Raw genomic sequence first — 26,486 nt, forward strand, 5'->3', positions numbered from 1 at the left:
ACACCGTCTCGCCGACACCGTCGTGTCCGGCCCGCGAGGGCCGAGTGCCGTCGCCTGCGCGTCCACCGAGCCACACCGATCAACGGAGGACGCCGCCATGGCGGTCAGCGACACCCCCGCCCGACCCGACGCCACCAGCGCACCGGCGGGCACCGGCGCACGCGCGGCCCGACCGGCCCGTCGTCCGCGCGGCGAGGGGCAGTGGGCGCTCGGGCACCGGGAGCCGCTCAACCCCAACGAGCGGACCAAGAAGGACGACAACCCGCTGAACGTACGGGCCCGGATCGAGAACATCTACGCGCACCGGGGCTTCGCCTCGATCGACCCCGCCGACCTGCGCGGGCGGTTCCGCTGGTGGGGGCTCTACACCCAGCGCAAGGCCGGGATCGACGGCGGGCGTACCGCCGTGCTGGAGCCGGAGGAGCTGGAAGACGAGTACTTCATGCTCCGGGTCCGGATCGACGGCGGCCAGCTCAGCCTGGAGCAGCTCCGGACGATCGCCGACATCTCACAGCGGTACGCCCGGGACACCGCCGACATCACCGACCGGCAGAACATCCAACTGCACTGGATCCGGGTCGAGGACATGCCGGAGATCTGGCGCCGGCTGGAGGCGGTCGGCCTACAGACCACCGAGGCGTGCGGCGACTGCCCCCGGATCGTGCTCGGCAGCCCGGTCGCCGGAGTGGCCGAGGACGAGAGGCTCGACCCGACCCCGGCGATCGACGAGATCGTCCGCCGCTACGTCGGCGACCCGCAGTACTCCAACCTGCCGCGCAAGTTCAAGTCCTCGATCTCCTGGCTGGCCGACACGCCGTACGAGGTCAACGACATCTCCTTCCTCGGCGTCGAACACCCCGAGCACGGCCTCGGCTTCGACCTCTGGGTCGGCGGCGGCCTGAGCACCAACCCGATGCTGGCGCAGCGGCTCGGCGTCTGGGTGCCGCTGGACGAGGTACCGGACGTCTGGGCCGGCGTCGTCGGGATCTTCCGCGACTACGGCTACCGCCGGCTGCGGCACCGGGCCCGGCTCAAGTTCCTGGTCGCGGACTGGGGTGTGGCGAAGTTCCGCGAGGTGCTGGAGAAGGAATACCTGGGCCGGGGCCTGCTGGACGGGCCGGCGCCGGAGCTGCCGGCGAAGCCGATCGACCACATCGGAGTGCACCGGCAGCGGGACGGGCGCAACTACGTTGGCGCCGCCCCGGTGGTCGGCCGGGTCTCCGGCACCCAGCTCGCCGAACTGGCCGACGCCGCCGCCGAGCACGGCAGCGGCCGGGTGAGCCTCACGCCGTACCAGAAACTGCTGGTCCTGGACGTGCCGCCGGAGCGGACCGACTCGCTGGTTTCGGCACTGCGCCGGATCGGCCTGGAGGCGTTCCCGTCGGTCTGGCGGCGCGACACCATGGCCTGCACCGGCCTCGAATACTGCAAGCTCGCCATCGTCGAGACCAAGGCCCGGGGCCAGGAGCTGGTGGCCCGGCTGGAGGAGCGGCTCGCCGGAGCCGACCTCGGCGAGGGGCTCAGCATCCACATCAACGGCTGCCCGAACGCCTGCGCCCGGACCCAGACCGCCGACATCGGCCTCAAGGGCCAGCTCGTGGTCGGGCCGGACGGGCGCCAGGTCGAGGGCTTCCAGGTGCACCTCGGCGGCGGCCTGGGCATGGCCCAGGGCCAGTCCGCCGGCTTCGGCCGCAAGCTGCGCGGCCTCAAGACCACCGCCGCGGAGCTGCCCGAGTACGTCGAGCGGCTCACCCGCCGCTACCTGGACGGCCGCACCGAGGGCGAGAGTTTCGCGAACTGGGTGGTGCGGGTCGACGAGGAGCAGCTGCGATGAGCGGCGAGACCCGGGCCGCACCGCTCTACTGCCCGTACTGCGGCGAGGAGGACCTGCGACCCAACGAGGCGTCGCACGGTGCCTGGGAGTGCCGGGCCTGCGCCCGGGTCTTCACGGTGAAGTTCACCGGCCTGCTCGCCACCGCACTCCCGACCGAAGGAGAGCACTCATGAGCCCCGTCGTCGCAGCCAATCTCGGGTTGGTCAAGCTCGGTCCGCAGGTGCCGGCCGGCCCGTCCCGGCGGGACCCGGACGAGCTGCGGGCGCTGGCCGAGGAGGCGAACCGCGAGCTGGACGGCGCACCGGCCCAGGAGATCGTCCGCTGGGCGGCCGGCGAGTTCGGCGACCGGTTCTGCGTCACCAGCTCGATGGCGGACGCCGTACTCGCGCACGTGGTGTCCCGGGTCGTGCCCGGGGTGGACGTGGTCTTCCTCGACACCGGCCTGCACTTCCCGGAGACCCTCCGGGTACGCGACGCGGTCGCCCGTACCCTGCCGGTCAACGTACGGTCCATCCGTCCTCGGCAGACGGTCGGCCAGCAGGACGGCGAGTACGGCCCCCGGCTCTTCAACCGGGCGCCGGACGAGTGCTGCGCGCTGCGCAAGGTGGAGCCGCTGGAGCGGGCGCTGGCCGACTACGACGCCTGGGCGGCCGGACTGCGCCGGGACGAGTCGCCGACCCGGGCCAACACTCCGGTGGTCGGCTTCGACCCGCGACGGGGCAAGGTCAAGGTGAACCCGATCGCCGCCTGGACCCAGGCCGAGGTCGACGCGTACATCTCCCGCTGGAACGTGCCGGTCAACGAGCTGTTCCGGCAGGGCTACACCTCGATCGGCTGCTGGCCGTGCACCCGGCGCACCAAGGCCGGCGAGGACCCCCGGGCCGGCCGGTGGGCCATGTTCGAGAAGACCGAGTGCGGCCTGCACGTGTGACCGGGAAGGGCGCCGGGCGGCAGCCGCTGCTGGTGGCCGGGCCAACGGGCAACGTCGAGCCGGGCGCCGCAGCGTCGGCGGCCGGGCTGGTCCCGGCCCCGGTGGTGCTGGTGGCACACGGCAGCGGTGATCCACGGGCCGCCCGCACGACCGAGGCGCTGACCCGGGCCGTCGCGGCGGCCCGGCCGGGGCTGCTGGTCCGGGCCAGCTATCTCGACCACGGCCCGCCCCGCCCGGGCGCGGTACTGGCCGAGCTCGCGGCGGCGGGGCACCGGCAGGTCGTACTGGTGCCGCTGCTGCTCACCGCCGCGTACCACGGCCGGGTGGACATCCCCGGTGCCGTCGAGGCGGCCCGGGCGGCCGGGCTGCGCATTCCGGTACGGACCGCCGAGGTGCTCGGCCCGACGGCGGGAGGAGTCGACCCCCTGCTGCTGGCCGGGCTGCGGCGCCGGCTGGCCGAAGCGGTCGGTGCGGCGGCCCTGGACGGGGGAAGCGTGCCGGCTCCAGCCGTCGGTGGCGGCAGCGTGCCGGGTCCGGCGGTCGACGGCGGCGGACGTGTGCCGGGGTTGGCCGGCGGGATCGACGGGGTGGTGCTGGCCGCCGCCGGCACCCGGGACGCCGCCGCCCGGGAGACGGTCGTTCGGGCGGCTGAGGCGCTCGGTGCGGCCACGGGCCTGCCGACCCGGGTCGGGTACGCCTCTGCGGCCCCACCGACGGCCGGTACGGCAGTCCGCGCGCTCCGGGAGGCGGGTGCCCGACGGGTGGCGGTCGCCACGTACTTCCTGGCGCCGGGCCGGCTCTGCGAGTCGGCGCTGGCGTCGGCCCGGGAAGCCGGTGCGGTGGCTCTGGCGGCTCCGTTGGGCGATGCGCCGGAACTGGCCCGACTGGTGCTGGCCCGGGTGGACGCCGTACTCGCCGGTGACACGCCGTAGTCCTGACGGTGACACATGTCGATGACGCATGATGACCGAGCGTAGTTGCCGACTGCGGAGCGTCATCGTACGGCGATGAACTCCTTCGGCCTCGGTTTCGGCCGGTGTCCGATGCGTCTCCCCGAGTCGGGTAATCGAGGGTGGAATCGCGGTCGGTGGGTGCGAAATCACTTCGGGTTCGGTGTCGGGGAATTGATCAGCGGAATGTCGTCGATCCACTATCCATCGTCACCACAACAGCAGAACGCGTTCCCGGAACAACGGAACGTGTTAGCCCGGAACGGCAGAACGCCCCGGGGGTACGAGCCCCGGGGCGTCCGATGTGTCGTGTGGTCGGTCAGGCAGAGTGAGCGCGCAGGACCCGAAGGCCACCACGGCGCTTGACGGCGCGCCGTTCTTCTTCGCTCATTCCGCCCCAGACTCCGGCGTCCTGACCGGATTCGAGTGCCCACTGCAGGCACTCGTCGGTCACGGAGCAACGCCGGCAGACGGCCTTGGCCTGCTCGACCTGCAGGACTGCCGGCCCGGACGTTCCGATCGGAAAGAACAGCTCCGGGTCCTCGTCGCGGCAGGCAGCATGGTGGCGCCAGTCCATGGCGGCAACACTCCTCAATCTGGGTGGGCGGCAGTGCTTCGTGCGTTCGTGGATCTTTTCTATATGCGTCCGCGGTGCCGATCGCGACGGTGTGCAGCCCCGTCCGTTCGACAGCGCGAGAGCAGGCTTTGTGTTGTGGGACCCACGTGGCGTCGATCGTTGTCGAACGCGCTCACGCAATGTCCCGGTAACTCAAGTTCGCTTGTGAATACTTTCACGAACTCCCGCGATGTCAAGGGTAGCGCCCGGAAAAACTCTGGGCAGGTGAGACAGGTCACGGCCCATATGTCCGGATTTCCACTCTCGTCGACACCCGGTGCGCCACAGCCGAGAATCAATATAGTACAGTCCGGCCGACATTGCTGGCATTTCCGGCACCGCCCTCACGAGATGCTGTAGAGGTTCGCTACCGCTCGCTGTACCCCAGGCTCAGCAGATTACTCGCAGTGCGGCCGGGACGGACGTGAATCGGACTTTGTTCCGCTCACCCAGGTAGTCGCCGTCCAGTTGGAACGCCTGCGGCTGCTCGGCGACCAGGGTGAACTCGTCGAGGTCGTGTAACCGCAGGATCTGCCGGCCGCGGGGGTCCGGCCGCCGGGACAGACTCTGGCTGACCATCCTGGTGGTGCTCTGCACCCGTAGCCGGCGTAGCGCGAGTACGTCCAGACCCAGGTCGAACGAGGCGTCCGGGTTCGGGTTGACCTCGCGGTCCCCGACGTACGTCCACGGCGCGGTGTTCTGGATGACCACCGTGGCCAGCTCACCGTCGGTGGTCTCGCCCGGCCGCTCCAGACGGATCGCCGGATGCCGCCGCTCGGCGCCCACGAGGTACTGGCTGACGATCGACCGCAGGTACAGGCTCGGCGTGGAGACCCGGCCCCGGCGGCGGGCCCGCTCCACCCGATGGATCACCGCCGCGTCCATGCCCAGCCCGGCGCAGAAGGTGAAGTACCGGTCGTCGGCGAGCCCGAGGCCGATGGTGCGGGCCCGCCCCACCCGGAGCGCCTCGAGGATCATGCTGGTCGCCTCCGGCCACTCCCGGGGCAGACCCAGCGCCCGGGCGAACACGTTTGTCGACCCGCCCGGCACGGCCGCGAGCGCGGGCAGCCGTTCGGCCGGCGGTCGATCCCCGACGCCGCCCGACGGACCGGCGGTCATCAGCCCGTTGACCACCTCGTTGACGGTGCCGTCGCCGCCGAGGGTGACCACCAGGTCGACGCCCTGCCGGGCGGCCGTCCGAGCCAGCGCGACCGCGTGTCCCCGGCGCCGGGTGTACTCCACGGTGAGATCCACCTCGCTGCGGAGCGCGCGGAGGAGTACGTCCCGGCCCCGGCCCGTCGTGGTGGTGGCCTTGGGATTGACCACCAGGATGGCCCGCATGGGCGGCACTGTACCGCGAGCCACCGGGGTATCGTGGCGGCCGTGACAACGGACCCCGAACCGGCACCCGGCCCACTGCGCTGGGCGGTGTGGCTGCTCCGCGCCGAGGGGATCGGGCTGGCCCTGCTGACGCTCTTCCTGGTCTACGAACTGTTCACCGCGACCGCGACCGATCTGCTCTCCGCACTCCTGGTCACCGTCTTCGCGGCGGGCGGCGCGGTGCTGCTCTGGGCGATCGGCACCGCACTCGGCCGACGCCGCTCGGCGGCCCGTGCCCCGGCCATCGTGTTGCAGCTCATGCTGCTGCCGGTCGGCTACTACATGATCGTCGGCGGGCTGGCCTGGCTGGGCGGGCCGCTGATCGCACTCGGTCTGCTGGTCGTCGGCCTGCTGATCAGTACGGCGACCAACCGGGCGCTCGGCTTCGACACCGAACGGGCGGCCTGACGGCTGCCGGTGCGCGAGGCTGACCGGACGGCTGTAGCGCGCAAGCGGAATGGTGAGTGACGCGGCCGCCGGCCCGGAGGGTGCGCGTGGATGACCTGACGGCTGTAGCGGCCCACCGATCCGCGGGCTTCGACTGGTTCTGACGCGGGCCGGCGAGCGACAAGGCGACTCGACGGCGCCGGAGGCCACGGTCGGCTCGACGGCTGTCGGTTGGCTCGACGGCTGTCGCCGGAGGGTTCAGACCTCAGCGGCGCACCGGCGGCTCAGACCTCGGCGGCGCGCCGGGTGAGCAGGACGATGGTGGCCCGGTCGCCGGTGGCGGTCGCCGTGGCCGAGGTGGTCAGCGCGGTCAGCACCTTCCAGGCGAACGACGACTCGGCCGGCAGTCGTGCGCCCCGGGTGGTGGTGACGGAGACCTCGACGGTCAGCGCGTCGTCGGTAACCGCGAACCGGCAGTCCAGTTCGGCGTCCCGGGTCGCGATGGCCAGCAGCATGGCGCAGGCCTCGTCGACGGCGATCCGCAGATCCTCGATCTCGTCGAGGGCGAAGTGCAGGCGTGCGGCGAGGCCGGCGGTCGCCGTCCGCAGCACACCGAGGTAACCACCGTCGGCGGGCACGGTGAGCAGGACGACGTCGTCGCCGGTCGTCGGCGGTGTGGTCAGCGAAGTCACCAGTCCTGTCCCCCCGTCCCGGACTCTACCGGCCCGTCGCACCGACGTGCCGACCGGATCCGTGATCCGGCCGGCACGTCGGCGACAGCGTCCCTGCCGGACCGGGGCCGGCGGGGACGGGCAGGACTCATGCCTGCTTGGTCTCCCAGAAGATCTTCGCGATCTCGTCGATCTTCTGCAGCAGCTCGTCGGCCTTGGACCCGTCGGTGGTGGCCTTGGTGCCGCCACCGCCACCGGCGAGCTTGGTGGCCTCGTTGAAGAGCTGGTGGAGCTGCGGGTACTTCTCGAAGTGCGGGGGCTTGAAATAGTCGGTCCAGAGCACCCACAGGTGGTGCTTGACCAGCTCGGAACGCTGCTCCTTGATGATCAGCGCCCGGGTACGGAACTCGGGGTCGGTGTTCGCCGCGTACTTCTCGTCGATCGCCTTGATCGACTCAGCCTCGATGCGGGCCTGCGCGGGGTCGTAGACACCGCAGGGCAGGTCGCAGTGGGCGTACGCGAGGGTGCGTGGTGTAAGGATGCGTGGAAGTCGCATGGGATCCTCCAAGGCACGTCTGTGATGATCCAGGATGACAGTACTCCTGCGATATGTCCCCGAAGGGGCGGAGGTGAAACTCGGTGTCCAACGCCCCATCCGGCAGGGGTGGCCGACCCGGTGGACCCGTCTTCGCCGTACTCGTGGTCGGTCCGTCGATGGTGCCCACCCTGCGGCACGGCGACGCGTTGCTGGTCCGGCGCGGCGGTCGCGCCATCCGCGCCGGTGACCTGGTGGTCGGTCTCTTCCGGACCCGGCCGGACCTGCTCGTGGTCAAGCGCGCGGTACGCCCCGTCGACGGCGGCTGGGAACTGCACGGCGACAACGCGCTGGTGACCGACGACTCCCGGATGTACGGCGTGGCCGACGTCCTCGGTCGGGTCGTGGCCCGCTACTGGCCCCGCCCGAAGTGGTTCGACTACCGTTCGGTATGACCCTGCGGGGCAGTAACGATCCCCGTCGCCACTATGCTCTGTAGTCCATACCCGGGTGACCCCCGCACCGCTGCCGGCGATCGCCGATCTCGCGTCCAGCGCCGGCCGCTCTCGAATGGAATGCAACGTCGCGTATCCCTTGGAGTCACCATGTCATCCGCTGCCGTCGTGGACCCGTCCGATCCCGCCTTCGAGTTGCACCGGGGCGGCAAGCTGACGGTCGCCTCGACCGTGCCGCTGGCCACGCGGGAGGACCTGTCCCTCGCGTACACCCCGGGGGTGGCCCGGGTCTGCGAGGCGATCGCCGCCGACCCGGCCCTGGTCGACGACTACACCTGGGTCTCGCGCACCGTGGCGGTGGTCACCGACGGCTCGGCCGTGCTCGGGCTGGGCAACATTGGCCCGCGTGCGGCGATGCCGGTGATGGAGGGCAAGGCGGTGCTCTTCAAGCAGTTCGGTGGGGTGGACGCCGTACCGGTCTGTCTGGACACCCAGGACGTCGACGAGATCGTCGCGGTGGTGACCGCGCTGGCCCCGTCGTTCGGCGGCATCAACCTGGAGGACATCAGCGCGCCCCGGTGCTTCGAGATCGAGCGCCGGCTGGACGAGGCGCTGCCGATCCCGGTCTTCCACGACGACCAGCACGGCACCGCCGTCGTGGTGCTCGCCGCGCTGCGTAACGCCGCCACGCTGCTCAACCGCAAGCTCGGTGACCTCCGGGTGGTGGTCAGCGGTGCCGGTGCGGCCGGCGTCGCGGTGACCAAGATGCTGGCGGCGGGGGGCGTCAACCCGGCGGAGGTGGTGGTCTGCGACTCCCGGGGCATCCTGCACCGCGACCGGCCGGACCTGACCGCCTCCAAGACCGAGCTGGTCGAGCTGACCAACGCCGCCGGCCGGGTCGGCGGGATCACCGAGGCGCTGCGCGACGCCGACGTGCTGATCGGCGTCTCGGGTGGACAGATCCCGGAGGACGCGGTCGCCGGGATGGCGCCCGGCGGTGCCGTCTTCGCGCTGGCCAACCCCACCCCGGAGGTACACCCCGAGGTGGCCGCCCGGTACGCGGCGGTGGTGGCGACCGGCCGCAGCGACTACCCCAACCAGATCAACAACGTGCTCGCCTTCCCCGGCATCTTCCGGGGCGCGCTGTCGGCCCGGGCGACCCGGATCACCGAGGGCATGAAGGTGGCCGCCGCGGACGCGATCGCGGCGGTCGCCGTGGAGGCGGCCTGGTCGGACGGCGCGCAGCCGGCCGGTGCCGGGGGCGGGCAGCTCCGGGTCGACGCGATCGTGCCGTCGCCGCTCGACCCCCGGGTCGCGCCGGCGGTCGCCGAGGCGGTGGCCGAGGCGGCCCGTCGGGACGGTGTCGCCCGCGCCTGACCGGGCACTCCGACCCGACGCCGACGACATCCGGGCTGGCCCGGCTCACCCGGCCCAGCGTCGGGCGGTGACGGCGGACGGCTGCTGAGTCGCCGACGACGGGCGGGCTGGTGGCGGCCGGGCCGCCGACGGCGGGCGACCGGTTACGGCCCGGTGTAACGTGTCGATCATGCGTGCCGCCTACGCCTCGATGTTCGATGCCGACGATCCGCTGGCCGCGCTGGTCGTCGGGGATCGACCCGAGCCGGCCCATCCGGAGCCGGACTGGGTAACGGTGCAGGTCCGGGCGAGTTCGCTCAACCATCACGACGTCTGGTCGTTGCGCGGGGTCGGGCTGGCCGCCGACCGGCTGCCGATGATCCTCGGCTGCGACGCCGCGGGCGTGGACCCGGACGGCAACGAGGTCGTGGTCTATCCGGTGGTTCCGGACCCGGCCGATCCCCGGGGGCTGTCGCTGCTCTCCGAACGGCATCCCGGCACGCTCGCCGAGCGGGTGGCGGTGCCGCGCGCCAACCTGGTGCCGAAGCCGCCCGGGCTCACCTTCGCCGAGGTCGCCTGCCTGCCGACCGCCTGGCTGACCGCGTACCGGATGCTGACCACCCGGGGCAGGGTGGAGGCGGGAGAGTCGGTGCTGGTGCAGGGGGCCGGTGGCGGCGTGGCGACCGCCGCCGTGGTGCTCGCGGTGGCGCTGGGCAAGCGGGTGTACGCGACCAGCCGCGACCCGGGCAAGCGGGACCGGATCACCGGGCTGGGCGCGACGGCGGTGGAGCCGGGAGCCCGGCTGCCGGAGCGGGTCGACGTGGTGATCGAGACCGTCGGTGCCGCGACCTTCGACCACTCGCTGAAGTCGGCCGCACCGGGCGCCCGGATCGTCGTCTCCGGCGCGACCGCCGGGTACGAGCCGCCGGTGAACCTCCGTCGGGTCTTCGCCATGCAACTGGAGATCCTGGGCTCGACCATGGGTACCCCGGCGGAACTGGCCGAGCTGCTCGGACTCTGCGTGCAGCGGGGGATCCGGCCGGTGATCGACAGCAGCTACCCGTTCTCGGAGGTCCGGCCGGCGTTCGCCCGACTGCTCTCCGGAGAGGTCTTCGGCAAGGTGGTGCTGGACCACACCGCGTAGCGCCGGACCGCACCGCGTCCGCCTACCCGGTGTCCGCCGGTTCGGTGTCTACCGGTCCGGCGTCCGGCGATCCGGTGTCCCGCCGGTCCGGTCCCGGGCGTGAACTGCGGTGTTCACGGCTCGAACACGCGCGGTGACAGGATTTGAAAATCCGGACATCCTGCCCGGGTTCAAAACGGGCAGCGGGGCAGGATAAGTCACCGACAATGCGTGGGAAAGTCGGGGTAAAGCCTGACTTTAGGAAAAATAAAGGTTACGTTTCCGCCCTTTCCTTCACGTCTCCGTCCGGTTGGGACCGGCGGGTACAGTCGTCCCGTTCCGCCCCGCTGATCGCGGACGATCTGTACGACGAAGGAGTCGGATCTTGATGAGTTTCTCTGTGGCGGGTCAGCATAATCGACAAAGGCCACCATCCCGTCGTGCCCGTGGGCGCGGCTGGCGTACGCCACGATCCCTGGTGGTGGGTTCGGCGACGCTGGGGATCATTCTCGCCGGAATCGGTGTGGCGGTCGCCAGCAGTGGCGACGGGTCGATGACCATAACCCGGAACGGGGCCGTACTCGACGGTCGCAAGATCGACGGGTACGTGCACATCAAGGCGGACAACGTAACGATCAGGAATAGCACGATCAAGTACGGCGGAGCGCACACCGTACGGATTTTCGATGGTTTTTCCGGCGCGTTGATCGAGAACACCAGGATTTCCTGCACCCGACCCGGGACGAATGGTGTGGTGTTCGGCAACTACACCGCCCGCAAGGTACGCGTCGTGGGCTGCAAGAACGGATTCCTACACTCTCCGGAGGCCCCGGCGACGATCATCATGTCGACCTGGAACGGCAAGCCGGTTGCCGCCGGCGACCTGCCGCCGGCCGCCGAGCCGAAGCCGACCCCCGAGCCCACCAGGTCGACGCCCGGTAGCCGGCCGACGCCGGCCCGGCCGACCCCGGCGGCCGGCGCGACCTCGACGAAGGCGCCGACCACCCGGGCACCGTCCTCCTTCCCCGGCCCGGACGACACCGGCGTACCGGCCGGCACCACGTTGCGGGCCTCGGGCTCGATCAAGGCGACCCAGGACGGTCAGGTGTTCAGCGGCCTGAACATCAACGGCTGCGTGACCGTCCTCGCCAAGAACGTCGTAATCCGGAAGTCCCGGATCACCTGCGGCGGTATCTACTCGATCCGCACGATCAACGCGGTGAACCTGCTGGTCGAGGATGTCGAGATCAACGGCTTGGGAAAGAACTCGGCGGCGGTCTGCTGCGGCGAATACACGTTGCGCCGGGTCGACATCAGCAACGTGATCGACGGACCACGGCTCGGCAGCGACGTGGTGGTCGAGGATTCGTGGATCCACCACCTGACCCGGGGACCGGGCTCGCACAACGACACCCTCCAGACCACCGGCGCGTCGAATATCGTGGTCCGGGGCAACACGCTGGAGGCGTACAACCCGGTCACCAGGGATCCGTTCAACGCCTGCCTCATGATCGGCTCCACCACCGGGCCGATCGTCTCGAATCTGCTCTTCGAGGGCAATTACTGCAACGGCGGAAACTATTCCATCGGAATCCGTACCGACCTGAACGCCAACAACATCCGGCTGAGTGGCAACGTCTTCGGGCGTAATTACAGATACGGCGTGATCGCCCGGCCGGACCAGCGCGGTATCACCTGGGACAGGTCGAGCAACCTCTTCGCGGACAACCGCAAGCCGGTGGTGGGGTAACCCCACCCCTCGGGGGCGCGGCCGGTCGGGCCAGGACCGGCCGCGCTCGGCTGTCCTGATCCGGTCCGGCTCGAAACCGCCGTCCAGATCCGGCTGCCGCCGGTCGCGCGCGGTCCCGCAACGGCCCTGCGACCCCGTGCCGACGAGCGACGTCACCCCGAGCCGGTCGGCAGGGCCGCCGTTCAGAGCCGGTCGTCGAGGGTGGCCAGGCCGCCCCGGGTCGCCTGGTTCGGCAGCCGCCGCAGGGCCCGGTCGTCGCCGTACAGGCTCCAGCGGAGGAACTCGACGGTGGTGTCGGCCACGACGTCGAGGGCCCCCTCGTCGTTGCCGAGCAGGGCGCCGACGTGGTCGCCCTTCGGCAGCGTCAGCATCGCCTTGGGCCACGGGACCCGGTCGTACGCCGCCTTGCCGGCCCGGTACGACACCACGTCGTCGAGCTGCCCGTGCACGAAGAGCTGGGGCGCGGCCGGCCCACTGAACGCGGTACCCACCCCGAGGGCCGTACCGGCGAGCACGATCCCGGCGTCGAGCCGGGGGTCCCGGCCGGCCGTGAACAGCCCGATGGTGGTGACACCGCCGGCCGAGTGCCCGGCCGCCGCGACCCGGTCGACGGCCAGGTGGCCCCGGAACGGGTCGCCGGCCCGGCCGTCCAGGGCCAGCACCCGGGTCAGCACGTACGACGCGTCGGCCGGCTGGTTGACCACGTCGAGCACCTGGAACTCGGCGGCGCCCCGGCTGGTGTGCGGATAGCTCGGCGCCACCACCACGAAGCCCGCCGCTGACCAGCGCACCAGCAGTCCCCGGTAGTCCGACGGGCGGCCGGTCAGGCCGTGACTGAACAGCACCACCGGGAACCGGCCGGCGGCGACCGGGGCATTCCGGTCCGGCGAGCCGCCCGGAGACCCCTGCGCCGGGTACCAGACGGTCACCGGCAGCCGGCGGTCCCCGCCCCGGTTGTAGGTCACCTCCCGCACCCCGACCGCGAACCGGCGGCTCGGCGCGCTGCCGGCCGGGATCGGGCCGGCCCCGGCGGAGCTGCCGGTGGTCGGGGTGGGACTTCCCGTCGGAGCGGGCCGTTCGGCGACCGGGCGGTCGGGCTCGGCGGAGCAGCCGACCAGGGCGCCGGCCAGGGCCGCCGCGACGGTCGCACCGGCCAGTGCGGCACGGAGGGGATGTCGGCGCATGAGATCGATTGTGCCTCGCCGGCGAACGTACCGGTCCTGGTCCGGCCGCCTGTGCCGAGACCCTCGGTGGCCGCGAACAGACCGGAGTGGGTCAGCCGAGCCGGTCGGTGAGGGCGGTGATTCCCGGGGCGGCGGCGCCGGCCGGCAGGGCACGCCGGGCCCGGGCGTCGCCGTAGAGCGTCCAGCGCAGGAAGTCCGTCGTCGCGGCCAGCGTCTGCGGGAAGCCGCGCCGGCCCGGGATGAGGTACTCGCCGTGCCCCTGGCCGCGTACCGTCAGGAAGGCCTTGGGCCAGGGCACCCGCCGGTAGGCGTCCCGCCCCCGGGCCACCGACACGACCCGGTCGGCGTCGCCGTGTACGAAGAGCAGCGGCGCCGGTGGCCCGCCGAAACTGGACCCGGGCATCCCGGCACCGCCGAGCACGATTCCGCCGCGCAGCCACTCCGAGTGCCCCGGCGCGAACAGCCCCGCCGTGGTGTAACCACCGGCGGAATGCCCGACGGCGGCGATCCGGGTCACCGCCAGATGGCCGGCGAACCGGTCGCCGGAGACCTCGTCCAGCTCGGTGAGGTGCCGGATCACCCGCCACGCGTCACCCGGCTGGCGGCGGATGTCGCCCCGGTCGAACCGCCGCGCCGCGCGCTTGGTGTGCGGATAGGCCGGTGCGGCGACCACGAAGCCGGCGGACGCCCACCGGGTGGTCAACGGGGCGTGCAGCTCGGGCAGGCTGTGCAGGCCGTGGCTGAACAGCACGATCGGAAACCGGCCGGCCGCGACCGGTGCGTCCCGCAGCGGTGTGCCCGGACCACCGGCGGCGGTGCCGGTCGGTTCTCCCCGGGCCGGATACCAGACGGTGACCGGAAGCGGGCGGGTGGTGCCGCGACCGAGATCGAGCGTACGCACGCCGACCGCGTACGTCCGATCCGGGGCTGAACCGGGCGGTGCCGCGGGAGCCGGAGCGGCGACCACCCACCCGCTGGCGGTGAGCGCGATCGGCAGCAACAGGACGAACAGCCCCGACACCTTGGGGTTCACGCGCACAACATCGACGCTAGACGGTGGAACGCCGTACGAGGCCAGCTTTCCGGTCCTCGTACGGCGGCCACCCGGACGGTTTGTCCCGCCGTCCGCCCCCGATTCGGGTTGCCCGGCAACCCGTCCCCCGGGTACGTCGTCTCAGTACGTCGGCCCGGTCCCGACCGGCTCACCCCGGTACGGCGCGCCGGCCGGCAGCCCGCCATCCGTCAGCTCGCCGGCCGGCGGCTCGCCGTGGGAGAGCCGGGGCAGCCAGCCCAGCCACCGGGGCAGGTACCAGTTCCGGTGTCCGAGCAGCACCATCACCGAGGGCAGCAGCACCGCCCGGACGATGGTCGCGTCGATCAGCACCGCGACCGCGAGACCGAAGCCGAGTTCCTTCATCGACACCACCGTGCCGGTGGTGAAGAGCGCGAAGACCGCGACCATCACCACGGCGGCGCTGGTGATCACGCCGGCCGTACCCCGGATGCCCCGGGAGACCGCCAGCTTGTTCGGCCAGCCCCGGTCGTGGCCCTCGCGGATCCGGCTGAGGATGAAGACGTGGTAGTCCATCGACAACCCGAACAGGATCACGAAGAGGAACAACGGTACCCAGTTGGTGACCGAGCCGACCGACTCGAAGTCGAGCAGCGTCTCGCCCCAGCCGTGCTGGAAGACCAGCACCAGCAGCCCGTACGCGGCGGCCACCGAGAGCAGGTTGAGCACGATCGCGGTCACCGCCACCACCAGGGACCGGAACGACACCAGCATCAGCAGGAACGCCAGCCCCAGCACGAACCCGAAGACCAGCGGCACGCTGCGGCCCAGCGCCGCGTTGAAGTCGACCGAGTCGGCGGCCAGGCCGGTCACCCGTACCTCGGCACCGTCCACGCCCTGCACGGTGCGCGGGACGATTTGTTCGCGCAGCGTGCGTACCGCCTGCTCGGAGGTGGCGTCGACGCCGGAGCCGGAGAGTCCCACCCGGACCACCGCGACCGTCCTGTCCGGGTTGACCTCGACCGTGACCGGCTCGTGCAGTTGCCCGGTGGCCACCGCCCTGGTCCGCAGTTCGTCGATCGCGGCGGTCAGCGCCGGGGTGGTGACGTCGTCGGCCCTGATCGCCACCACGGCCGGCTCGGCGCCGCCCGGGAACGCCTGCTGCACCCGGACGAAGGCGCTCAGCGCCGGTGCCGGGTTCTTCAGCGCCGTGATGTCCTCCTCGGCGGTTCGCATGCCGAGCAGCGGCAGGGCCAGGACCAGCAGGAGCGCGCCGGCCAGCACGGCGGAGAACCGGGGCCGGCGCAGCACCGCGTTCATGATCGTCCGCCAGAACCGGCCGCTCGACTGCCGCCGGTACAGCCCCGGCACCCTACCCAGGTCGATCCGGTCACCGAGCTTGCTCAGCACCGCCGGCAGCACGGTGAGCGACCCGACGGCGGCGGTGGCGACCACCAGGATCGTGCCGGTGGCCAGGCTGATGAAGGTGGCGTCCTGGGTCAGGAACATCCCCGACATCGCGATGATCACGGTCAGCGCCGAGATCAGCACCGACCGGCCGGAGGTGGCCGCCGCGATCGCCAGCGCCCGCTCCGGATCGGCGCCCCGGTCCCGTTCCTCCCGCTCCCGCCGCAGGTAGAACAGGCAGTAGTCCACCCCGACCGCGAGGCCCATCAGCAGCATCAGGTGCATGGTGGTGTCGACCGCCGGGGCGAACCGGCTGGCCACGGCGAGCAGCCCGAGCGAGCCGAGGAACGCGGTCAGCGCCAGCCCCATCGGCAGTACGGCGGCGAGCAGCGCCCCGAACGCCACGATCAGGATGCCCAGGGTCACCGGAATGGAGAGCATCGACAGCCGGTGCATGTCGGCGTCGAGCGTCTTGCCGATGGCCTCGCCGATGCTGGCGCCGCCGGTCTGCGCCACGTACAACCCGGGGTGGTCCCGTTGTACGGCGGCGACCGCGTCGCGTACCGGGCCGACCCGCTCGTCGGCGTCCTCGGCCGGCCCGGCCAGGTCGAAGGTGACGAGTTGCGCGTGCCGGTCCGCCGAGACCGCGCCGGAGCGGACGTTCTCCACCCGACCGGTGCGCTCGACGGCGGTGGTGGTGGCGGTGACCGCGGCCCGGAAGGCGGAATCGTCCGCGACCAGGCTGTCGCTCTCGATCAGCACCATCTCGGTGGCCCGGTCGGGGAAACCGGCAGCGGCGATGATCTCGTCCGCCCGGCGCGAGTCGCCGTGCCCGTACTCGCTGTTCTTCGCCTCGACGGTGCCGATCGCCGAACCGAGTACGGTCGCGGCGACCACGAACAGCAGCCAGCCGAGTACGGCGGCGCGTCGGTGCCGGGCGCTCCAACCCGCGATTCTCGCGGCCAGATTGCTCTTCGGGGAGGTCGCCGGACCGGCGTCGGGGCCGGTCACCGGCGGCGGCAGAGTGGTCGACGTGGTCATGCCCCGACGCTATGAGCCGCACCGGCCGGGATCGATCCGGCGGGCACCCAGGTCCGGGGTAGGGCCGACCACGCGGTCAGGGTAGGGGAGGCCTGACCTTGGTCAGGTTCGCTGCGGTCAGGGTAGGGGAGGCCCGACCTTGGTCAGGTTCGCTAAGGTGCTCGGCATGGCTGACCAGCACCCTGACCCCAGCGGCAACACCGAGGCGTTCCGGGCCTTCGCCCACACGCCCGAACAGGCCACCGCCGAAGGGCCGTCCAAGCTACCCCTGATCATCGCGCTCGCGGTCGCGGCCGTCGTCGTGCTCGTGTTGGTCGGCTGGTTCGCACTCGGCTGACGCCGCCGCTTCGGTCCCGGCTCCACAGCCCCGACTCTGGCTCAGCGTCGGGGCTGTGGCCCGCCTGACGCTAGAGGTCGTCCTCGTCGTCCAGCCGGGCGAGCCAGGTCGCGAACCGTTCGACCGGCGTCTCGAAGTCGGGGTTCAGGTCCACGAAGTCGCGCAGTCGCGCGCCCAACCACTCCAGGGTGACCGTCTCGGTGCCCCGGCGCTCGACCAGTTCCTCGATGCCTCGGTCGGTGAAGTACACGACGTCCTCTCTCGGCGGTGCTGAGCGGAAGGGCCCCGCCGTGGTGTGCGGGACCCTTCCTCATCTACTTCAGGGGCGGGGCAGCGCCGCCTCGATCAGCGCGGACTGCTCGACGTCGTGCATCTTCGCCGAGCCGACCGCCGGAGCGGCCGCCGCCGGCCGGGAGATCCGGCGCAGCCGTACGCCCTCCAGGTGCTCCAGCAGGTTGAGCGCCACGAACGACCAGGCGCCCTGGTTCGCCGGCTCCTCCTGGACCCAGGCGAAGTCCTCGGCGTTCGGGTACTGCGCCAGCGCCGCCCGGACCTCCTCGACCGGCAGCGGGTAGAGCTGCTCCATCCGGACGATCGCGGTGTCGGTGATGCCGCGCTCGCTGCGGGCCTGGAGCAGGTCGTAGTAGACCTTGCCGGAGCAGAGCAGCACCCGCTTGACCGCCTCCGGCGCCACCCCGGAGTTGTCGGTCAGCACCGGCTGGAAGGTACCGGTGGTGAAGTCCTCGACGTTCGACACGCAGAGCTTGTGCCGGAGCAGGGACTTCGGGGTGAAGACCACCAGCGGCTTGCGCTTCGGCGAGAGCCCCTGCCGGCGGAGCAGGTGGAAGTAGTTCGCCGGGGTGCTCGGGATGGCGATCCGCATGTTGTCCTCGGCGCAGAGCTGGAGGAACCGCTCCGGCCGGCCCGAGGTGTGGTCCGGGCCCTGGCCCTCGTGGCCGTGCGGCAGCAGCAGCGTCACCGACGACTGCTGGGCCCACTTCACCTCGCCGGACGAGATGAACTCGTCGACCACGGTCTGCGCGCCGTTGGCGAAGTCGCCGAACTGTGCCTCCCAGAGCACCAGCGCCTCGGTGTTCTCCACCGAGTAGCCGTACTCGAAGCCCATCGCGGCGTACTCGCTGAGCAGCGAGTCGTGCACGAAGAACCGGGCCCGGTCGCCGGCCAGCGTGCCGAGCGGGGTGTGCTCGGCACCGGTACGCGAGTCCACGATGACGGCGTGCCGCTGCACGAAGGTGCCGCGCCGGGAGTCCTGACCGGCCAGCCGGACGGTCACCCCGTCCTGGAGCAGGGCACCGAACGCGATGATCTCGCCGAGGCCCCAGTCGATGTTGCCGGACTCGGTCATCTTGGCCCGCCGGTCCAGCAACTGCTGGATCCGCTTGTGCGGGGTGAAGCCGTCCGGCAGGGCGGTGTGCGCCGTACCGACCGCGCGCAGCGCCTCCGCGCTCATCGCGGTCTCCACCTGCGGCTCGGGCTCGGCCTGCCGGCGGGGCCGGGTGGCCGGCCGGGCCGACGAGGCGGCGTCCCGGGTGGCCTTGAAGACCCGCTCCAACTGGGCCTGGAAGTCGCGCAGCAGCTCCTCCGCGTCCTCCACGGTGATGTCGCCGCGCCCGATCAGCTCCTCGGTGTAGAGCTTCCGGACCGACCGCTTGGAGTCGATGATCTTGTACATCAACGGGTTGGACATGGCCGGGTCGTCGCCCTCGTTGTGCCCGCGCCGCCGGTAGCAGACCATGTCGATCACGACGTCCTTGTTGAACGCCTGGCGGTATTCGAAGGCCAGCCGGGCCACCCGGACCACGGCCTCCGGGTCGTCGCCGTTCACGTGGAAGATCGGCGCCTGGATCATCCGGGCCACGTCGGTGCTGTAGAGGCTGGAGCGCGAGTATTCCGGGGCGGTGGTGAAGCCGACCTGGTTGTTGACCACGACGTGCACGGTGCCGCCGGTGCGGTAGCCGCGCAGTTGCGACAGGTTCAGCGTCTCGGCGACCACGCCCTGGCCGGCGAACGCGGCGTCGCCGTGCACCGCCACCGGCAGCACGGTGTAGCCCTCCAGCTTGAGGTCGATCCGGTCCTGCTTGGCCCGGACGATCCCCTCCAGCACCGGGTCGACCGCCTCCAGGTGCGACGGGTTGGCGGTCACCGACACCTTGATCGAGTGCTCGCCGTCCGGCGTGGTGAACTTGCCGGCCTGGCCGAGGTGGTATTTCACGTCGCCGGAGCCCTGCGTCGAGCGCGGGTCGAGGTGCCCCTCGAACTCCGAGAAGATCTTCTCGTACGGCTTGCCGACGATGTTGGCCAGCACGTTCAGCCGACCCCGGTGGGCCATCCCGATCACGACCTCGTCGAGATCGTTCTCGGCGGCCGACTCCAGTACCTCGCCGAGCAGCGGGATCAGCGACTCGCCGCCCTCCAGCGAGAACCGTTTCTGGCCGACGTACTTGGTCTGGAGGAAGGTCTCGAACGCCTCGGCGGCGTTGAGCCGGTTGAGTACGTGCTTCTGCTCGTCCGGCTCCGGCTTGGTGTACTTCCGCTCGATCCGCTCCTGGATCCAGCGCCGCTCCTCCGGGTCCTGGATGTGCATGTACTCCACGCCGACCCGGCGGCAGTAGGAGTCCCGGAGCACCCCGAGGACCTCGCGCAGCTTCATCTTCTGCTTGCCGGCGAAGCCGCCGACCGGGAAGGTGCGGTCCAGGTCCCACAGCGTCAGACCGTGCTGGAGTACGTCGAGGTCCGGGTGCTTACGGATCTTGAACTCCAGCGGATCGGTGTCCGCCATCAGGTGTCCACGGACCCGGTAGGCGTGGATGATCTCGATCACCCGGGCGGTCTTGTCGATCTGCCCCTCGGAGCTGACCGCCACGTCCCGCATCCAGCGCACCGGCTCGTACGGGATGCGCAGCGAGGTGAAGATCTCGTCGTAGAAGCCGTGCTCGCCGAGGACCAGCTCGTGGATGGTCTTGAGGAACTCGCCGGACTGCGCGCCCTGGATGATCCGGTGGTCGTACGTGCTGGTCAGCGTGATGATCTTGCTGACCGCCAGCTCGGCCAGGGTCTCCTCGGACATCCCCTGGTACGGCGCGGGGTATTCCATCGCACCGACTCCGATGATGGTGCCCTGGCCGACCATCAGCCTCGGCTGGGAGTGCACCGTGCCGATCCCGCCCGGGTTGGTCAGCGAGATCGTGGTGCCGCCGTAGTCCTCCATGGTCAGCTCGTTGCGCCGGGCCCGCCGGACGATGTCCTCGTACGCCTGCCAGAACTGGCGGAAGTCCATCTGCTCGCCGGCCTTGATCGACGGCACCACCAGGGTGCGCGAGCCGTCCGGCTTGGCCAGGTCGATCGCGATGCCGAGGTTGACGTGCTCGGGCCTGACCAGCGCCGGCTTGCCGTCGACCTCGGCGAACGAGTTGTTCATCTCCGGGTGCTCGGCCAGCGCCTTGATCAGGGCCCAGCCGATCAGGTGGGTGAAGCTGACCTTCCCGCCCCGGCCCCGGGCGAGGTGGTTGTTGATGACGATCCGGTTGTCCACCAGCAACTTCGCCGGTACGGCGCGCACGCTGGTCGCGGTCGGCACCGACAGCGAGGCGTCCATGTTCTGCACGATCCGCGCGGCCACGCCGCGCAGCGGGGTGCGCTGGGCGCCGGCGGCGGGCTGGGTCGCGCCGCCCTTGGCGGGAGCCGGGGCGGCGGCCTTCGGCGCGTTCGCGGCCGGCTTCGCCGGGGCGGCGGCCTTGTCGGCCGGCGCCGTGGCGGGCTTGGCCGCCGGCGGGGCACCGGCCGGTGCGGTCGGCTTCGCCTCGGTCTTCGCGGCGGCCTTCGGCTCGGTCTTCGACGCCGGAGGCGGGGTCGCCGCCGGCTGCTCGGTGGTCGTTCCGGCGCCACCGGTCACCGTGGCGCCACCGGTCTTGCCGCCGTCCGGGCCGGACTGCCCGGCAGTCGGCCGGTAGTCGGCGAAGAAGTCGTGCCAGGCTGGATCGACGCTGGCGGGGTCGGCGAGGAAACGCTGGTACATCTCCTCGACGATCCACTCATTGGGGCCGAACCCCGCCAGTGGATTTTCCTGCGAAGTCTGCTGGGTCGACACGGCCGGTAATCGCCTCTTTCACGCGGGTTGTGTGTCACGCGGTCTCCTGCCCACCCGGTCCGGGGGGCTGCGTCGAAAGACGGGTCCAAGGCTACGCCGTGCGGTAACCGTCAGCATTGTCGCATCGGGGCCGTGTCGTGTTTCACAGGTTTTGCGAGTTGATGGCCGTTCCGGTAACGGGAGAAGACGGCCAGGGTACCCACCCCGACCGTCTTCCCGCGTGCGACGACTCCTACCCGGAGGTCAGGAGACGTCCCGCTTGCGCATGATCAACGTGCCGATGGTCCCGGTCACCACGGCGTACGCGACCATCACCACCGCGCCCGCCCAGCGCGGCGGGCTGCCCGGCAGGTCGGTGCCGGTGGCCATCAACTGGGAGGCCAGCGAGGGCACGATCAACTGAAGGTTGTTGATCCAGTCGCCGAACCGGTCGGCCAGGATCGCCAGCACGATGATCGCCCCGATGTAACCGGCGAGGTAGATCAGCAGCGCCGTCACGGTGGCACCGATCTGGCTGCGGATCAGCACCCCGAAGCCGATGCCGAAGACGGCCCAGAGCAGGTACGCCAGCCCGTTCAGCCCGATCGCCTGCCAGACCGCCCCCTGGTCGAGCTGGCTCGCCACGTCCAGGCTGCTCAGGATGAGCGGGGCCAGCACCAGGTTGAGGCCGGTGGTCACCACCCAGAAGAGCAGCCCGAGGATGCCCGCGGCGACCAGCTTCGCCAGCACCACGGCGGTGCGGTGCGGCGTGGTGAGGAAGGTCGTCGTCGCCGTCTGGTGCTGGAACTCGTTGGTGACCACCAGTACGCCCAGCAGCATCACGATCAGCACGCCGAAGAACTGGCCGTTGGTGTAGAGGTTCGCCGCCACGTTGACGTGCTCCCCGGCGGCCTGGAACTGGGCGTTCTGCTCCGACTCCGGCACACCGACAGCGGCCGGGTCGAGCAGGGCCTGGGACTGGAAGTAGTTGATCAGCAGGGTCAGGCCCCACAGCGGCAGCGTGATCAGGGCGAAGATCCACCAGGTGTTGGTGGTACGGATCTTCAGCAGCTCGGACCGGACCAGGTTCATCGGATCCCCGCCTTTCCGGCCGTCAGCTCCAGGAAGACCCCTTCGAGGTCCGGCCGTTCGGTGGTGAGCTCGTGCAGCTCGACCTTTGCCGCCAGCGCGGCCCGGCCCACCGACGGGGCGTCGGAGCCCTCCACCAGCAGCACGCCGTCCTCGCCCGGGGTCACCTGGGCACCGTTGCCGGTCAGTGCGGCGGTCAGCTCGTCGACCTGCGGGGTACGCACCCGGACCCGGCCGGTCTGCGCCATCGAGCCGACCACGTCGTCCACCCGGCCCTGCCGGACCAGCTTGCCGGCCGCGATGATCACCACGTCGTCGGCGAGCAGTTGCATCTCCGAGAGCAGGTGGCTGGAGACCAGCACCGTACGCCCCTCGGCGGCGAGCGCCTTGAGGAAGCCACGCATCCACCGGATGCCCTCCGGGTCGAGCCCGTTCGCCGGCTCGTCCAGGATCAGCACCCGAGGGTCGCCGAGCATGGCGGCGGCGATGCCGAGCCGCTGCTTCATGCCGAGCGAGTACCCCTTGAACTTCCGCTTGGCGGCCGGCGAGAGCCCCACCAGCGCCAGCGCCTCGTCGGCCCGCTCCTTCGGCAGCCCGGCCGCGGCGCAGGTCACCCGCAGGTGGTTGATCCCGGTACGACCCTTGTGCGCGCTCGACGCCTCCAGCACCGCCCCGACGTGCCGGATCGGCTGCGACAGGTCCGCGTACCGGGCGCCGCCGATCGTCGCGCTGCCCGCCGTCGGCGTGACGAGGTTGAGCAGCATCCGCAGCGTGGTCGTCTTGCCGGCACCGTTCGGCCCCAGGAAACCGGTCACCCGGCCCGGCTCGACGGTGAACGACAGATCGTCGACCGCCCGGACATTGCGATAGACCTTCGTTAGACCGGAGACCACTATCTGGCCACTTCCGGCCGTTGGGCTCAACCGCCCGTCGGACATCTCTCTCCCTCCGTGAAGCGCCGCCGTACCGGCCACGCCGTCACCCAGCGTCGACATTGTGGGGCGCGCGGTCAATCGTGATGATTGCCTAACCGGTCGTCATACCTGGGCAGGAGCCCGTCCTCCTACAGCACGAGCCGCGCGCCGCCTCGGGAGGAGGGGCGAAATTTACCAGCTCGGACGCGTACGCGGGGGACGTCGCGGCCGACCGGCCGGAGCGGGCCGGGCCGTACCACATCCCGTTCACCGGATCGACACGCCACCGGCCGTCCGCCGACACGTCCAGGGCAGCCCGGGGGCCTACACAGAGACCATGGCCGTTCTGCTCACCGCCCCGGCACAAACCGGGACCAGCGGATACACCCTGCTGATCGCCGACAGCGCGGCGCAGGTAGCCGCCGCACAGCGCCTCCGGCACACCGTGTACGTCGAAGAGTTCGGCGCGAACCTCCACACGCCGGTCACCGGACTCGACATCGACGAATTCGACCCGTACTGCGAACACCTCATCGTCCGGGAGGACCGGTCCGGGGCGGTGGTCGGCACGTACCGGATGCTGCTGCCGGACCAGGCCGCCCGAGCCGGCCGGCGGTACGCCGAGGGCGAGTTCGACCTCGGCCCCCTCGCGCCGCTCCGCGACGACGTGGTCGAGATCGGCCGGTCCTGCGTCGACCCGGCGCACCGGTCCGGTGCCGTGATCAACCTGATGTGGGCGGGCATCGCCCGCTACCTGCACCTGCGCGGCCTGCGCTGGCTCGCCGGCTGCACCTCCGTGCCGCTGCACGACGCGGGGGAGACCGCGGTCGGGGTCTGGGCGGAGGTGCGGCGCCGGCACCTCTCGCCGCCGCCGATGCGGGTCCGGCCACACCGTCCCTGGCTGGCCGAACCGACCGGCGCGGCGGCGCTGGCGGCGGCCGAGGCGGACGTGATGGCGGGAGCGTCGGCCGCCCGGCGCGGCCGGGTCGCGATGCCGCCGCTGCTCCGGGGCTACCTGCGGCTGGGTGCCTGGGTCTGCGGGGAACCGGCGTACGACCCCGAGTTCGACGTCGCCGACTTCTACGTCCTGCTCTCGATGGACCGGATGCCCGACCGGTACCGCCGGCACTTCCTCGGTCCGGACCGGTGAACACCCGGACCCCGACGGTCGACGGACCGTCGGCCGGCCCCATCGTCACCCCGACGGCCGACCGACCGTCCAGCCCGGCAGCCGCCCCTGTCGTCACCCCGTCGGCCGGCCCTGTCGTCACCTCGACCGTCGACAGACCGTCCGGACCGGCGGCCGGCCCTGTCGTCACCTCAACGGCCGACCGGCCGTCCGGACCGACGGCCGGACCCGTCGTCACGCCGACGCTCGGTGGCCGGTCCGGGCCGGCCACCGAGCCCGTCGACGCGGACCGGGACGGACCGGTTTCGTCGGCCTGGTCGCTGTGGCGTCCGCACTCGAACTGCGGGCCCGGCTGCCTGCCCGGGGCGGACGAGACGCCGAGGGCGTCCGCGTCCCGGCAACTGGGCCGGTTGGTGGCGCTGGTCGGCGCCCTGCTCTACGGCGTACTGCTGCTGCCGGTGCTTCCGCTGCTGTCCCGGACCGCCCGGCAGGTCGCCGGTCGGGCCTGGGCGCGGGCGGTGCTGCGGGCCGGCGGGATCCGCCTCGACGTTCGGGGCCGGCCGCCGGAGCGCGGGGCGCTGTTGGTGGCCAACCACGTCTCCTGGCTGGACGTGGTCACGATCCTCGCCGTGACGCCGGCCCGGATGCTGGCCAAGCACGAGGTGCGGGACTGGCCGCTGATCGGACCGCTGGCGGCGCTCGGCGGGACGATCTTCATCGACCGGACCAGGCCGCGCACGCTGCCGGAGACCGTGGCCGAGGTGGCGGAGGTGCTCCGCGCCGACGGGGTGGTCGCGGTGTTCCCGGAGGGTACGACCTGGTGCGGCGTACCCGGGGACTGTGACTCGGTGGTGCGGTTCCGGCCGGCGATGTTCCAGGCTGCCGTCGACGCGGCGGCCCCGGTGGTGCCGGTACGGCTGGGGTACCGCATCGAGCCGACCGGAGCTCGACGACCCGTCCCCGCGCCCCGGCGGCCCGTACCCGGAACAGCCGGCACCGGAGATCCCGTGGTGGGCTCGCCGACGCCCGGTGGTGCGGCTCCGGCCGGGAACACCACGGCACCGGCCTTCCTGGCCGAGGAGAGCCTCTACACCTCGGTACGCCGGGTGCTGGCCCTGCGCGGCCTGGTGGTGACCCTGACCGCCGTGGAGGGGCCGTGGTTCGACGGCCCGGTGGACCGGCGTCGGCTCGCCTCGGCGGCCGAGTCGGCGGTACGCGCGGTCGATGCACCGGCCACGCCAGCTCGCCCGGCCAGCGAGGTACGACTGGAGTTGGCGGCCTGACCACCGCAGAGTTGACGGCTGAGCGCGCCGACGAGGTACCGCTGGAGTTGGCGGCCCTGACCACCGGAGTTGACGGCTGAGCGCCCTGGCCGGGCGGGCCGGGCGGGCCGTTCCGGAAACGCGATGTATCGCGTTATCGTGAACGGACGCACGTCCGCCGTTTCGGCCCGCGCCTTCGCCTGCCGGAGCGGCCAGCACCAGGGGAGTCGCCATGCCGAGCTGGACGGTGGACGAGCCTCGCCGGCTGACCCTCACCGAACCGGTCGACCAACTCGTCGTCCGGCTCAACTCCGGCCGGGTCAACGTGGTCGGCACGGACGGACCGGCCCGGATAGAGATCACCCGGACCGACCGGCGGCCCCTCGTCGTCGAACAGCGGGACGGCAGGTTGACCGTCCGGCACCGGACGTTCCGGAGCTGGACCCTCCTGCTGCGCTGGATCGGGCTGCGTGCCGGACCCGAGATTTCGATCGGGGTACCGGCCCGGGTCCGGGTTGACCTGCGCCTGCACGAGGGCTCGGTGGTCGCGTCCGGGCTGACCGAGGCGACCGAGGTGGACGTCACGGCCGGTCACGTCACCCTGATGGGGCTGGCCGGCCGGACCAGGGCCCGGCTGGTCTCCGGGCCGGTGGAGGCGCTCGGGGTCGCCGGCGACCTGACCATGGAGACGGTCTCCGGTGAGTTGATCCTGGCCGACGGGACCGCCGAACGGGTCCGGGCCAGCACGGTCTCCGGGGCGATCACCTGTGACCTCGGCAGCCCGGGGAGCAGCGACATCCAGCTCGGCGCGACCTCGGGCAGCGTGACCGTCCGGGTACCCGGGGAGAGCGACCTCGACATACACCTGCACACCACCTCGGGGCGGATCACCACCGATTTCCCCCAGTTGGCGGCCGGCAGTACGCCAAGCTGGTCGAGCGACCGCCGCGGAACGCTCGGCGCCGGTGGCGGTAGTCTCCGCGCGACCACGATGTCCGGAAGCATCGTGCTGCTGGCCCGGCCCGTGGTGGAGTGA

Annotated in this window: 24 protein-coding genes; 13 read left to right on the forward strand and 11 right to left on the reverse strand. The window is 71.6% G+C overall.

The features are described from left to right. Nucleotides 1-97 precede the first annotated feature (97 nt). The 4 genes from Pen02_RS04240 to Pen02_RS04255 are packed head-to-tail and all read left to right on the forward strand — an operon-like array spanning nucleotide 98 to nucleotide 3,697. Complete coding sequence (locus Pen02_RS04240) at nucleotides 98-1,834, forward strand: nitrite/sulfite reductase (RefSeq protein WP_203864559.1); 1,737 nt, start codon at nucleotides 98-100, stop codon at nucleotides 1,832-1,834. Beyond that, nucleotides 1,831-2,007 carry a hypothetical protein gene (locus Pen02_RS04245; protein WP_203864560.1) on the forward strand — a complete coding sequence of 59 codons (177 nt, stop codon included), beginning with the start codon at nucleotides 1,831-1,833 and terminating at the stop codon, nucleotides 2,005-2,007. Before Pen02_RS04240 ends, Pen02_RS04245 begins: the two co-directional genes overlap by 4 nt. After that, entirely contained in the window at nucleotides 2,004-2,765 is a 762-nt protein-coding gene (locus tag Pen02_RS04250) for a phosphoadenylyl-sulfate reductase (protein WP_203864561.1), read from the forward strand. Before Pen02_RS04245 ends, Pen02_RS04250 begins: the two co-directional genes overlap by 4 nt. After that, entirely contained in the window at nucleotides 2,747-3,697 is a 951-nt protein-coding gene (locus Pen02_RS04255; protein WP_372445568.1) for a sirohydrochlorin chelatase, read from the forward strand. Before Pen02_RS04250 ends, Pen02_RS04255 begins: the two co-directional genes overlap by 19 nt. A gap of 337 nt (nucleotides 3,698-4,034) precedes the next feature. Here the strand turns inward: Pen02_RS04255 and Pen02_RS04260 are convergent, their stop codons facing one another. Next, nucleotides 4,035-4,292: a WhiB family transcriptional regulator gene (locus Pen02_RS04260; RefSeq protein WP_130464821.1), complete on the reverse strand. Its 258-nt coding sequence runs from the start codon at nucleotides 4,290-4,292 to the stop codon at nucleotides 4,035-4,037. A gap of 429 nt (nucleotides 4,293-4,721) precedes the next feature. Then, nucleotides 4,722-5,672, reverse strand: a complete 951-nt coding sequence (locus Pen02_RS04265) for a diacylglycerol/lipid kinase family protein (RefSeq protein ID WP_203864562.1) — start codon at nucleotides 5,670-5,672, stop codon at nucleotides 4,722-4,724. Nucleotides 5,673-5,714: 42 nt separating this feature from the next. On the opposite strand from Pen02_RS04265, the gene Pen02_RS04270 reads away from it, so the two are divergent. Next, complete coding sequence (locus Pen02_RS04270) at nucleotides 5,715-6,119, forward strand: hypothetical protein (protein ID WP_203864563.1); 405 nt, start codon at nucleotides 5,715-5,717, stop codon at nucleotides 6,117-6,119. A 263-nt stretch (nucleotides 6,120-6,382) separates the two neighbouring features. Here Pen02_RS04270 and Pen02_RS04275 read toward each other — a convergent pair whose 3' ends face one another. Beyond that, nucleotides 6,383-6,790, reverse strand: coding sequence for an ATP-binding protein (locus Pen02_RS04275; RefSeq protein WP_203864564.1), 408 nt, complete (start codon nucleotides 6,788-6,790; stop codon nucleotides 6,383-6,385). Between the two features lie 127 nt (nucleotides 6,791-6,917). Next, complete coding sequence (gene sodN, locus Pen02_RS04280) at nucleotides 6,918-7,325, reverse strand: superoxide dismutase, Ni (RefSeq protein ID WP_203864565.1); 408 nt, start codon at nucleotides 7,323-7,325, stop codon at nucleotides 6,918-6,920. A gap of 83 nt (nucleotides 7,326-7,408) precedes the next feature. Between sodN and Pen02_RS04285 the strand changes: the two genes are divergently transcribed. The 4 genes from Pen02_RS04285 (at nucleotide 7,409) to Pen02_RS04300 (ending at nucleotide 11,988) form a co-directional block, all read left to right on the forward strand. Continuing rightward, nucleotides 7,409-7,759 carry a S24/S26 family peptidase gene (locus Pen02_RS04285; RefSeq protein ID WP_275413550.1) on the forward strand — a complete coding sequence of 117 codons (351 nt, stop codon included), beginning with the start codon at nucleotides 7,409-7,411 and terminating at the stop codon, nucleotides 7,757-7,759. 150 nt (nucleotides 7,760-7,909) lie between these two features. Continuing rightward, on the forward strand, nucleotides 7,910-9,136 hold the full coding sequence (locus Pen02_RS04290) for an NAD(P)-dependent malic enzyme (RefSeq protein WP_203864566.1): 1,227 nt from the start codon (nucleotides 7,910-7,912) through the stop codon (nucleotides 9,134-9,136). Between the two features lie 160 nt (nucleotides 9,137-9,296). Then, nucleotides 9,297-10,259 carry a zinc-binding dehydrogenase gene (locus Pen02_RS04295; protein WP_203864567.1) on the forward strand — a complete coding sequence of 321 codons (963 nt, stop codon included), beginning with the start codon at nucleotides 9,297-9,299 and terminating at the stop codon, nucleotides 10,257-10,259. Nucleotides 10,260-10,719: 460 nt separating this feature from the next. Beyond that, nucleotides 10,720-11,988, forward strand: a complete 1,269-nt coding sequence (locus Pen02_RS04300) for an RAD23 family protein (RefSeq protein WP_203864568.1) — start codon at nucleotides 10,720-10,722, stop codon at nucleotides 11,986-11,988. Nucleotides 11,989-12,170: 182 nt separating this feature from the next. On the opposite strand, the gene Pen02_RS04305 is transcribed toward Pen02_RS04300, so the two are convergent. The 3 genes from Pen02_RS04305 to Pen02_RS04315 form a co-directional block, all read right to left on the reverse strand. After that, nucleotides 12,171-13,172 carry an alpha/beta hydrolase family protein gene (locus tag Pen02_RS04305; RefSeq protein ID WP_203864569.1) on the reverse strand — a complete coding sequence of 334 codons (1,002 nt, stop codon included), beginning with the start codon at nucleotides 13,170-13,172 and terminating at the stop codon, nucleotides 12,171-12,173. Nucleotides 13,173-13,263: 91 nt separating this feature from the next. Next, nucleotides 13,264-14,211: an alpha/beta hydrolase family protein gene (locus Pen02_RS04310; protein ID WP_239140047.1), complete on the reverse strand. Its 948-nt coding sequence runs from the start codon at nucleotides 14,209-14,211 to the stop codon at nucleotides 13,264-13,266. Nucleotides 14,212-14,346: 135 nt separating this feature from the next. Further along, a complete protein-coding gene (locus tag Pen02_RS04315; protein WP_203864570.1) occupies nucleotides 14,347-16,632 on the reverse strand; it encodes an MMPL family transporter in 2,286 nt (761 codons plus the stop codon). Between the two features lie 166 nt (nucleotides 16,633-16,798). On the opposite strand from Pen02_RS04315, the gene Pen02_RS04320 reads away from it, so the two are divergent. Next, nucleotides 16,799-16,969: a hypothetical protein gene (locus Pen02_RS04320; protein ID WP_203864571.1), complete on the forward strand. Its 171-nt coding sequence runs from the start codon at nucleotides 16,799-16,801 to the stop codon at nucleotides 16,967-16,969. A 70-nt stretch (nucleotides 16,970-17,039) separates the two neighbouring features. On the opposite strand, the gene Pen02_RS04325 is transcribed toward Pen02_RS04320, so the two are convergent. The 4 genes from Pen02_RS04325 to Pen02_RS04340 form a co-directional block, all read right to left on the reverse strand. After that, complete coding sequence (locus Pen02_RS04325; protein ID WP_203859024.1) at nucleotides 17,040-17,219, reverse strand: DUF6104 family protein; 180 nt, start codon at nucleotides 17,217-17,219, stop codon at nucleotides 17,040-17,042. 69 nt (nucleotides 17,220-17,288) lie between these two features. Beyond that, nucleotides 17,289-21,077, reverse strand: coding sequence for a multifunctional oxoglutarate decarboxylase/oxoglutarate dehydrogenase thiamine pyrophosphate-binding subunit/dihydrolipoyllysine-residue succinyltransferase subunit (locus tag Pen02_RS04330; protein ID WP_203864572.1), 3,789 nt, complete (start codon nucleotides 21,075-21,077; stop codon nucleotides 17,289-17,291). A 243-nt stretch (nucleotides 21,078-21,320) separates the two neighbouring features. Further along, nucleotides 21,321-22,148 (reverse strand): ABC transporter permease, encoded by an 828-nt coding sequence (locus Pen02_RS04335; protein WP_203864573.1) that lies wholly within the window; start codon nucleotides 22,146-22,148, stop codon nucleotides 21,321-21,323. Continuing rightward, nucleotides 22,145-23,083, reverse strand: coding sequence for an ABC transporter ATP-binding protein (locus Pen02_RS04340; RefSeq protein ID WP_203864574.1), 939 nt, complete (start codon nucleotides 23,081-23,083; stop codon nucleotides 22,145-22,147). The genes Pen02_RS04335 and Pen02_RS04340 overlap by 4 nt, the downstream gene beginning before the upstream one ends. Nucleotides 23,084-23,396: 313 nt before the next feature. On the opposite strand from Pen02_RS04340, the gene Pen02_RS04345 reads away from it, so the two are divergent. The 3 genes from Pen02_RS04345 (at nucleotide 23,397) to Pen02_RS04355 (ending at nucleotide 26,486) form a co-directional block, all read left to right on the forward strand. Continuing rightward, entirely contained in the window at nucleotides 23,397-24,209 is an 813-nt protein-coding gene (locus tag Pen02_RS04345) for a GNAT family N-acetyltransferase (protein ID WP_203864575.1), read from the forward strand. Further along, nucleotides 24,206-25,471: a lysophospholipid acyltransferase family protein gene (locus Pen02_RS04350; RefSeq protein WP_239140049.1), complete on the forward strand. Its 1,266-nt coding sequence runs from the start codon at nucleotides 24,206-24,208 to the stop codon at nucleotides 25,469-25,471. The genes Pen02_RS04345 and Pen02_RS04350 overlap by 4 nt, the downstream gene beginning before the upstream one ends. 211 nt (nucleotides 25,472-25,682) lie before the next feature. Then, nucleotides 25,683-26,486 (forward strand): DUF4097 family beta strand repeat-containing protein, encoded by an 804-nt coding sequence (locus Pen02_RS04355; protein WP_203864576.1) that lies wholly within the window; start codon nucleotides 25,683-25,685, stop codon nucleotides 26,484-26,486.

It is taken from the genome of Plantactinospora endophytica, from assembly GCF_016862915.1.
GTDB lineage: Bacteria > Actinomycetota > Actinomycetes > Mycobacteriales > Micromonosporaceae > Plantactinospora > Plantactinospora endophytica.

Excerpts from the sequence above, each read along its gene's own strand:
- Pen02_RS04240 (WP_203864559.1), top strand. The coding sequence starts at position 98 with ATGGCGGTCAGCGACACCCCCGCCCGACCCGACGCCACCAGCGCACCG.
- Pen02_RS04245 (WP_203864560.1), top strand. The coding sequence starts at position 1,831 with ATGAGCGGCGAGACCCGGGCCGCACCGCTCTACTGCCCGTACTGCGGC.
- Pen02_RS04250 (WP_203864561.1), top strand. The coding sequence starts at position 2,004 with ATGAGCCCCGTCGTCGCAGCCAATCTCGGGTTGGTCAAGCTCGGTCCG.
- Pen02_RS04260 (WP_130464821.1), bottom strand. The coding sequence starts at position 4,292 with ATGGACTGGCGCCACCATGCTGCCTGCCGCGACGAGGACCCGGAGCTG.
- Pen02_RS04265 (WP_203864562.1), bottom strand. The coding sequence starts at position 5,672 with ATGCGGGCCATCCTGGTGGTCAATCCCAAGGCCACCACCACGACGGGC.
- sodN (WP_203864565.1), bottom strand. The coding sequence starts at position 7,325 with ATGCGACTTCCACGCATCCTTACACCACGCACCCTCGCGTACGCCCAC.
- Pen02_RS04290 (WP_203864566.1), top strand. The coding sequence starts at position 7,910 with ATGTCATCCGCTGCCGTCGTGGACCCGTCCGATCCCGCCTTCGAGTTG.
- Pen02_RS04305 (WP_203864569.1), bottom strand. The coding sequence starts at position 13,172 with ATGCGCCGACATCCCCTCCGTGCCGCACTGGCCGGTGCGACCGTCGCG.
- Pen02_RS04315 (WP_203864570.1), bottom strand. The coding sequence starts at position 16,632 with ATGACCACGTCGACCACTCTGCCGCCGCCGGTGACCGGCCCCGACGCC.
- Pen02_RS04320 (WP_203864571.1), top strand. The coding sequence starts at position 16,799 with ATGGCTGACCAGCACCCTGACCCCAGCGGCAACACCGAGGCGTTCCGG.
- Pen02_RS04335 (WP_203864573.1), bottom strand. The coding sequence starts at position 22,148 with ATGAACCTGGTCCGGTCCGAGCTGCTGAAGATCCGTACCACCAACACC.
- Pen02_RS04340 (WP_203864574.1), bottom strand. The coding sequence starts at position 23,083 with ATGTCCGACGGGCGGTTGAGCCCAACGGCCGGAAGTGGCCAGATAGTG.
- Pen02_RS04345 (WP_203864575.1), top strand. The coding sequence starts at position 23,397 with ATGGCCGTTCTGCTCACCGCCCCGGCACAAACCGGGACCAGCGGATAC.
- Pen02_RS04355 (WP_203864576.1), top strand. The coding sequence starts at position 25,683 with ATGCCGAGCTGGACGGTGGACGAGCCTCGCCGGCTGACCCTCACCGAA.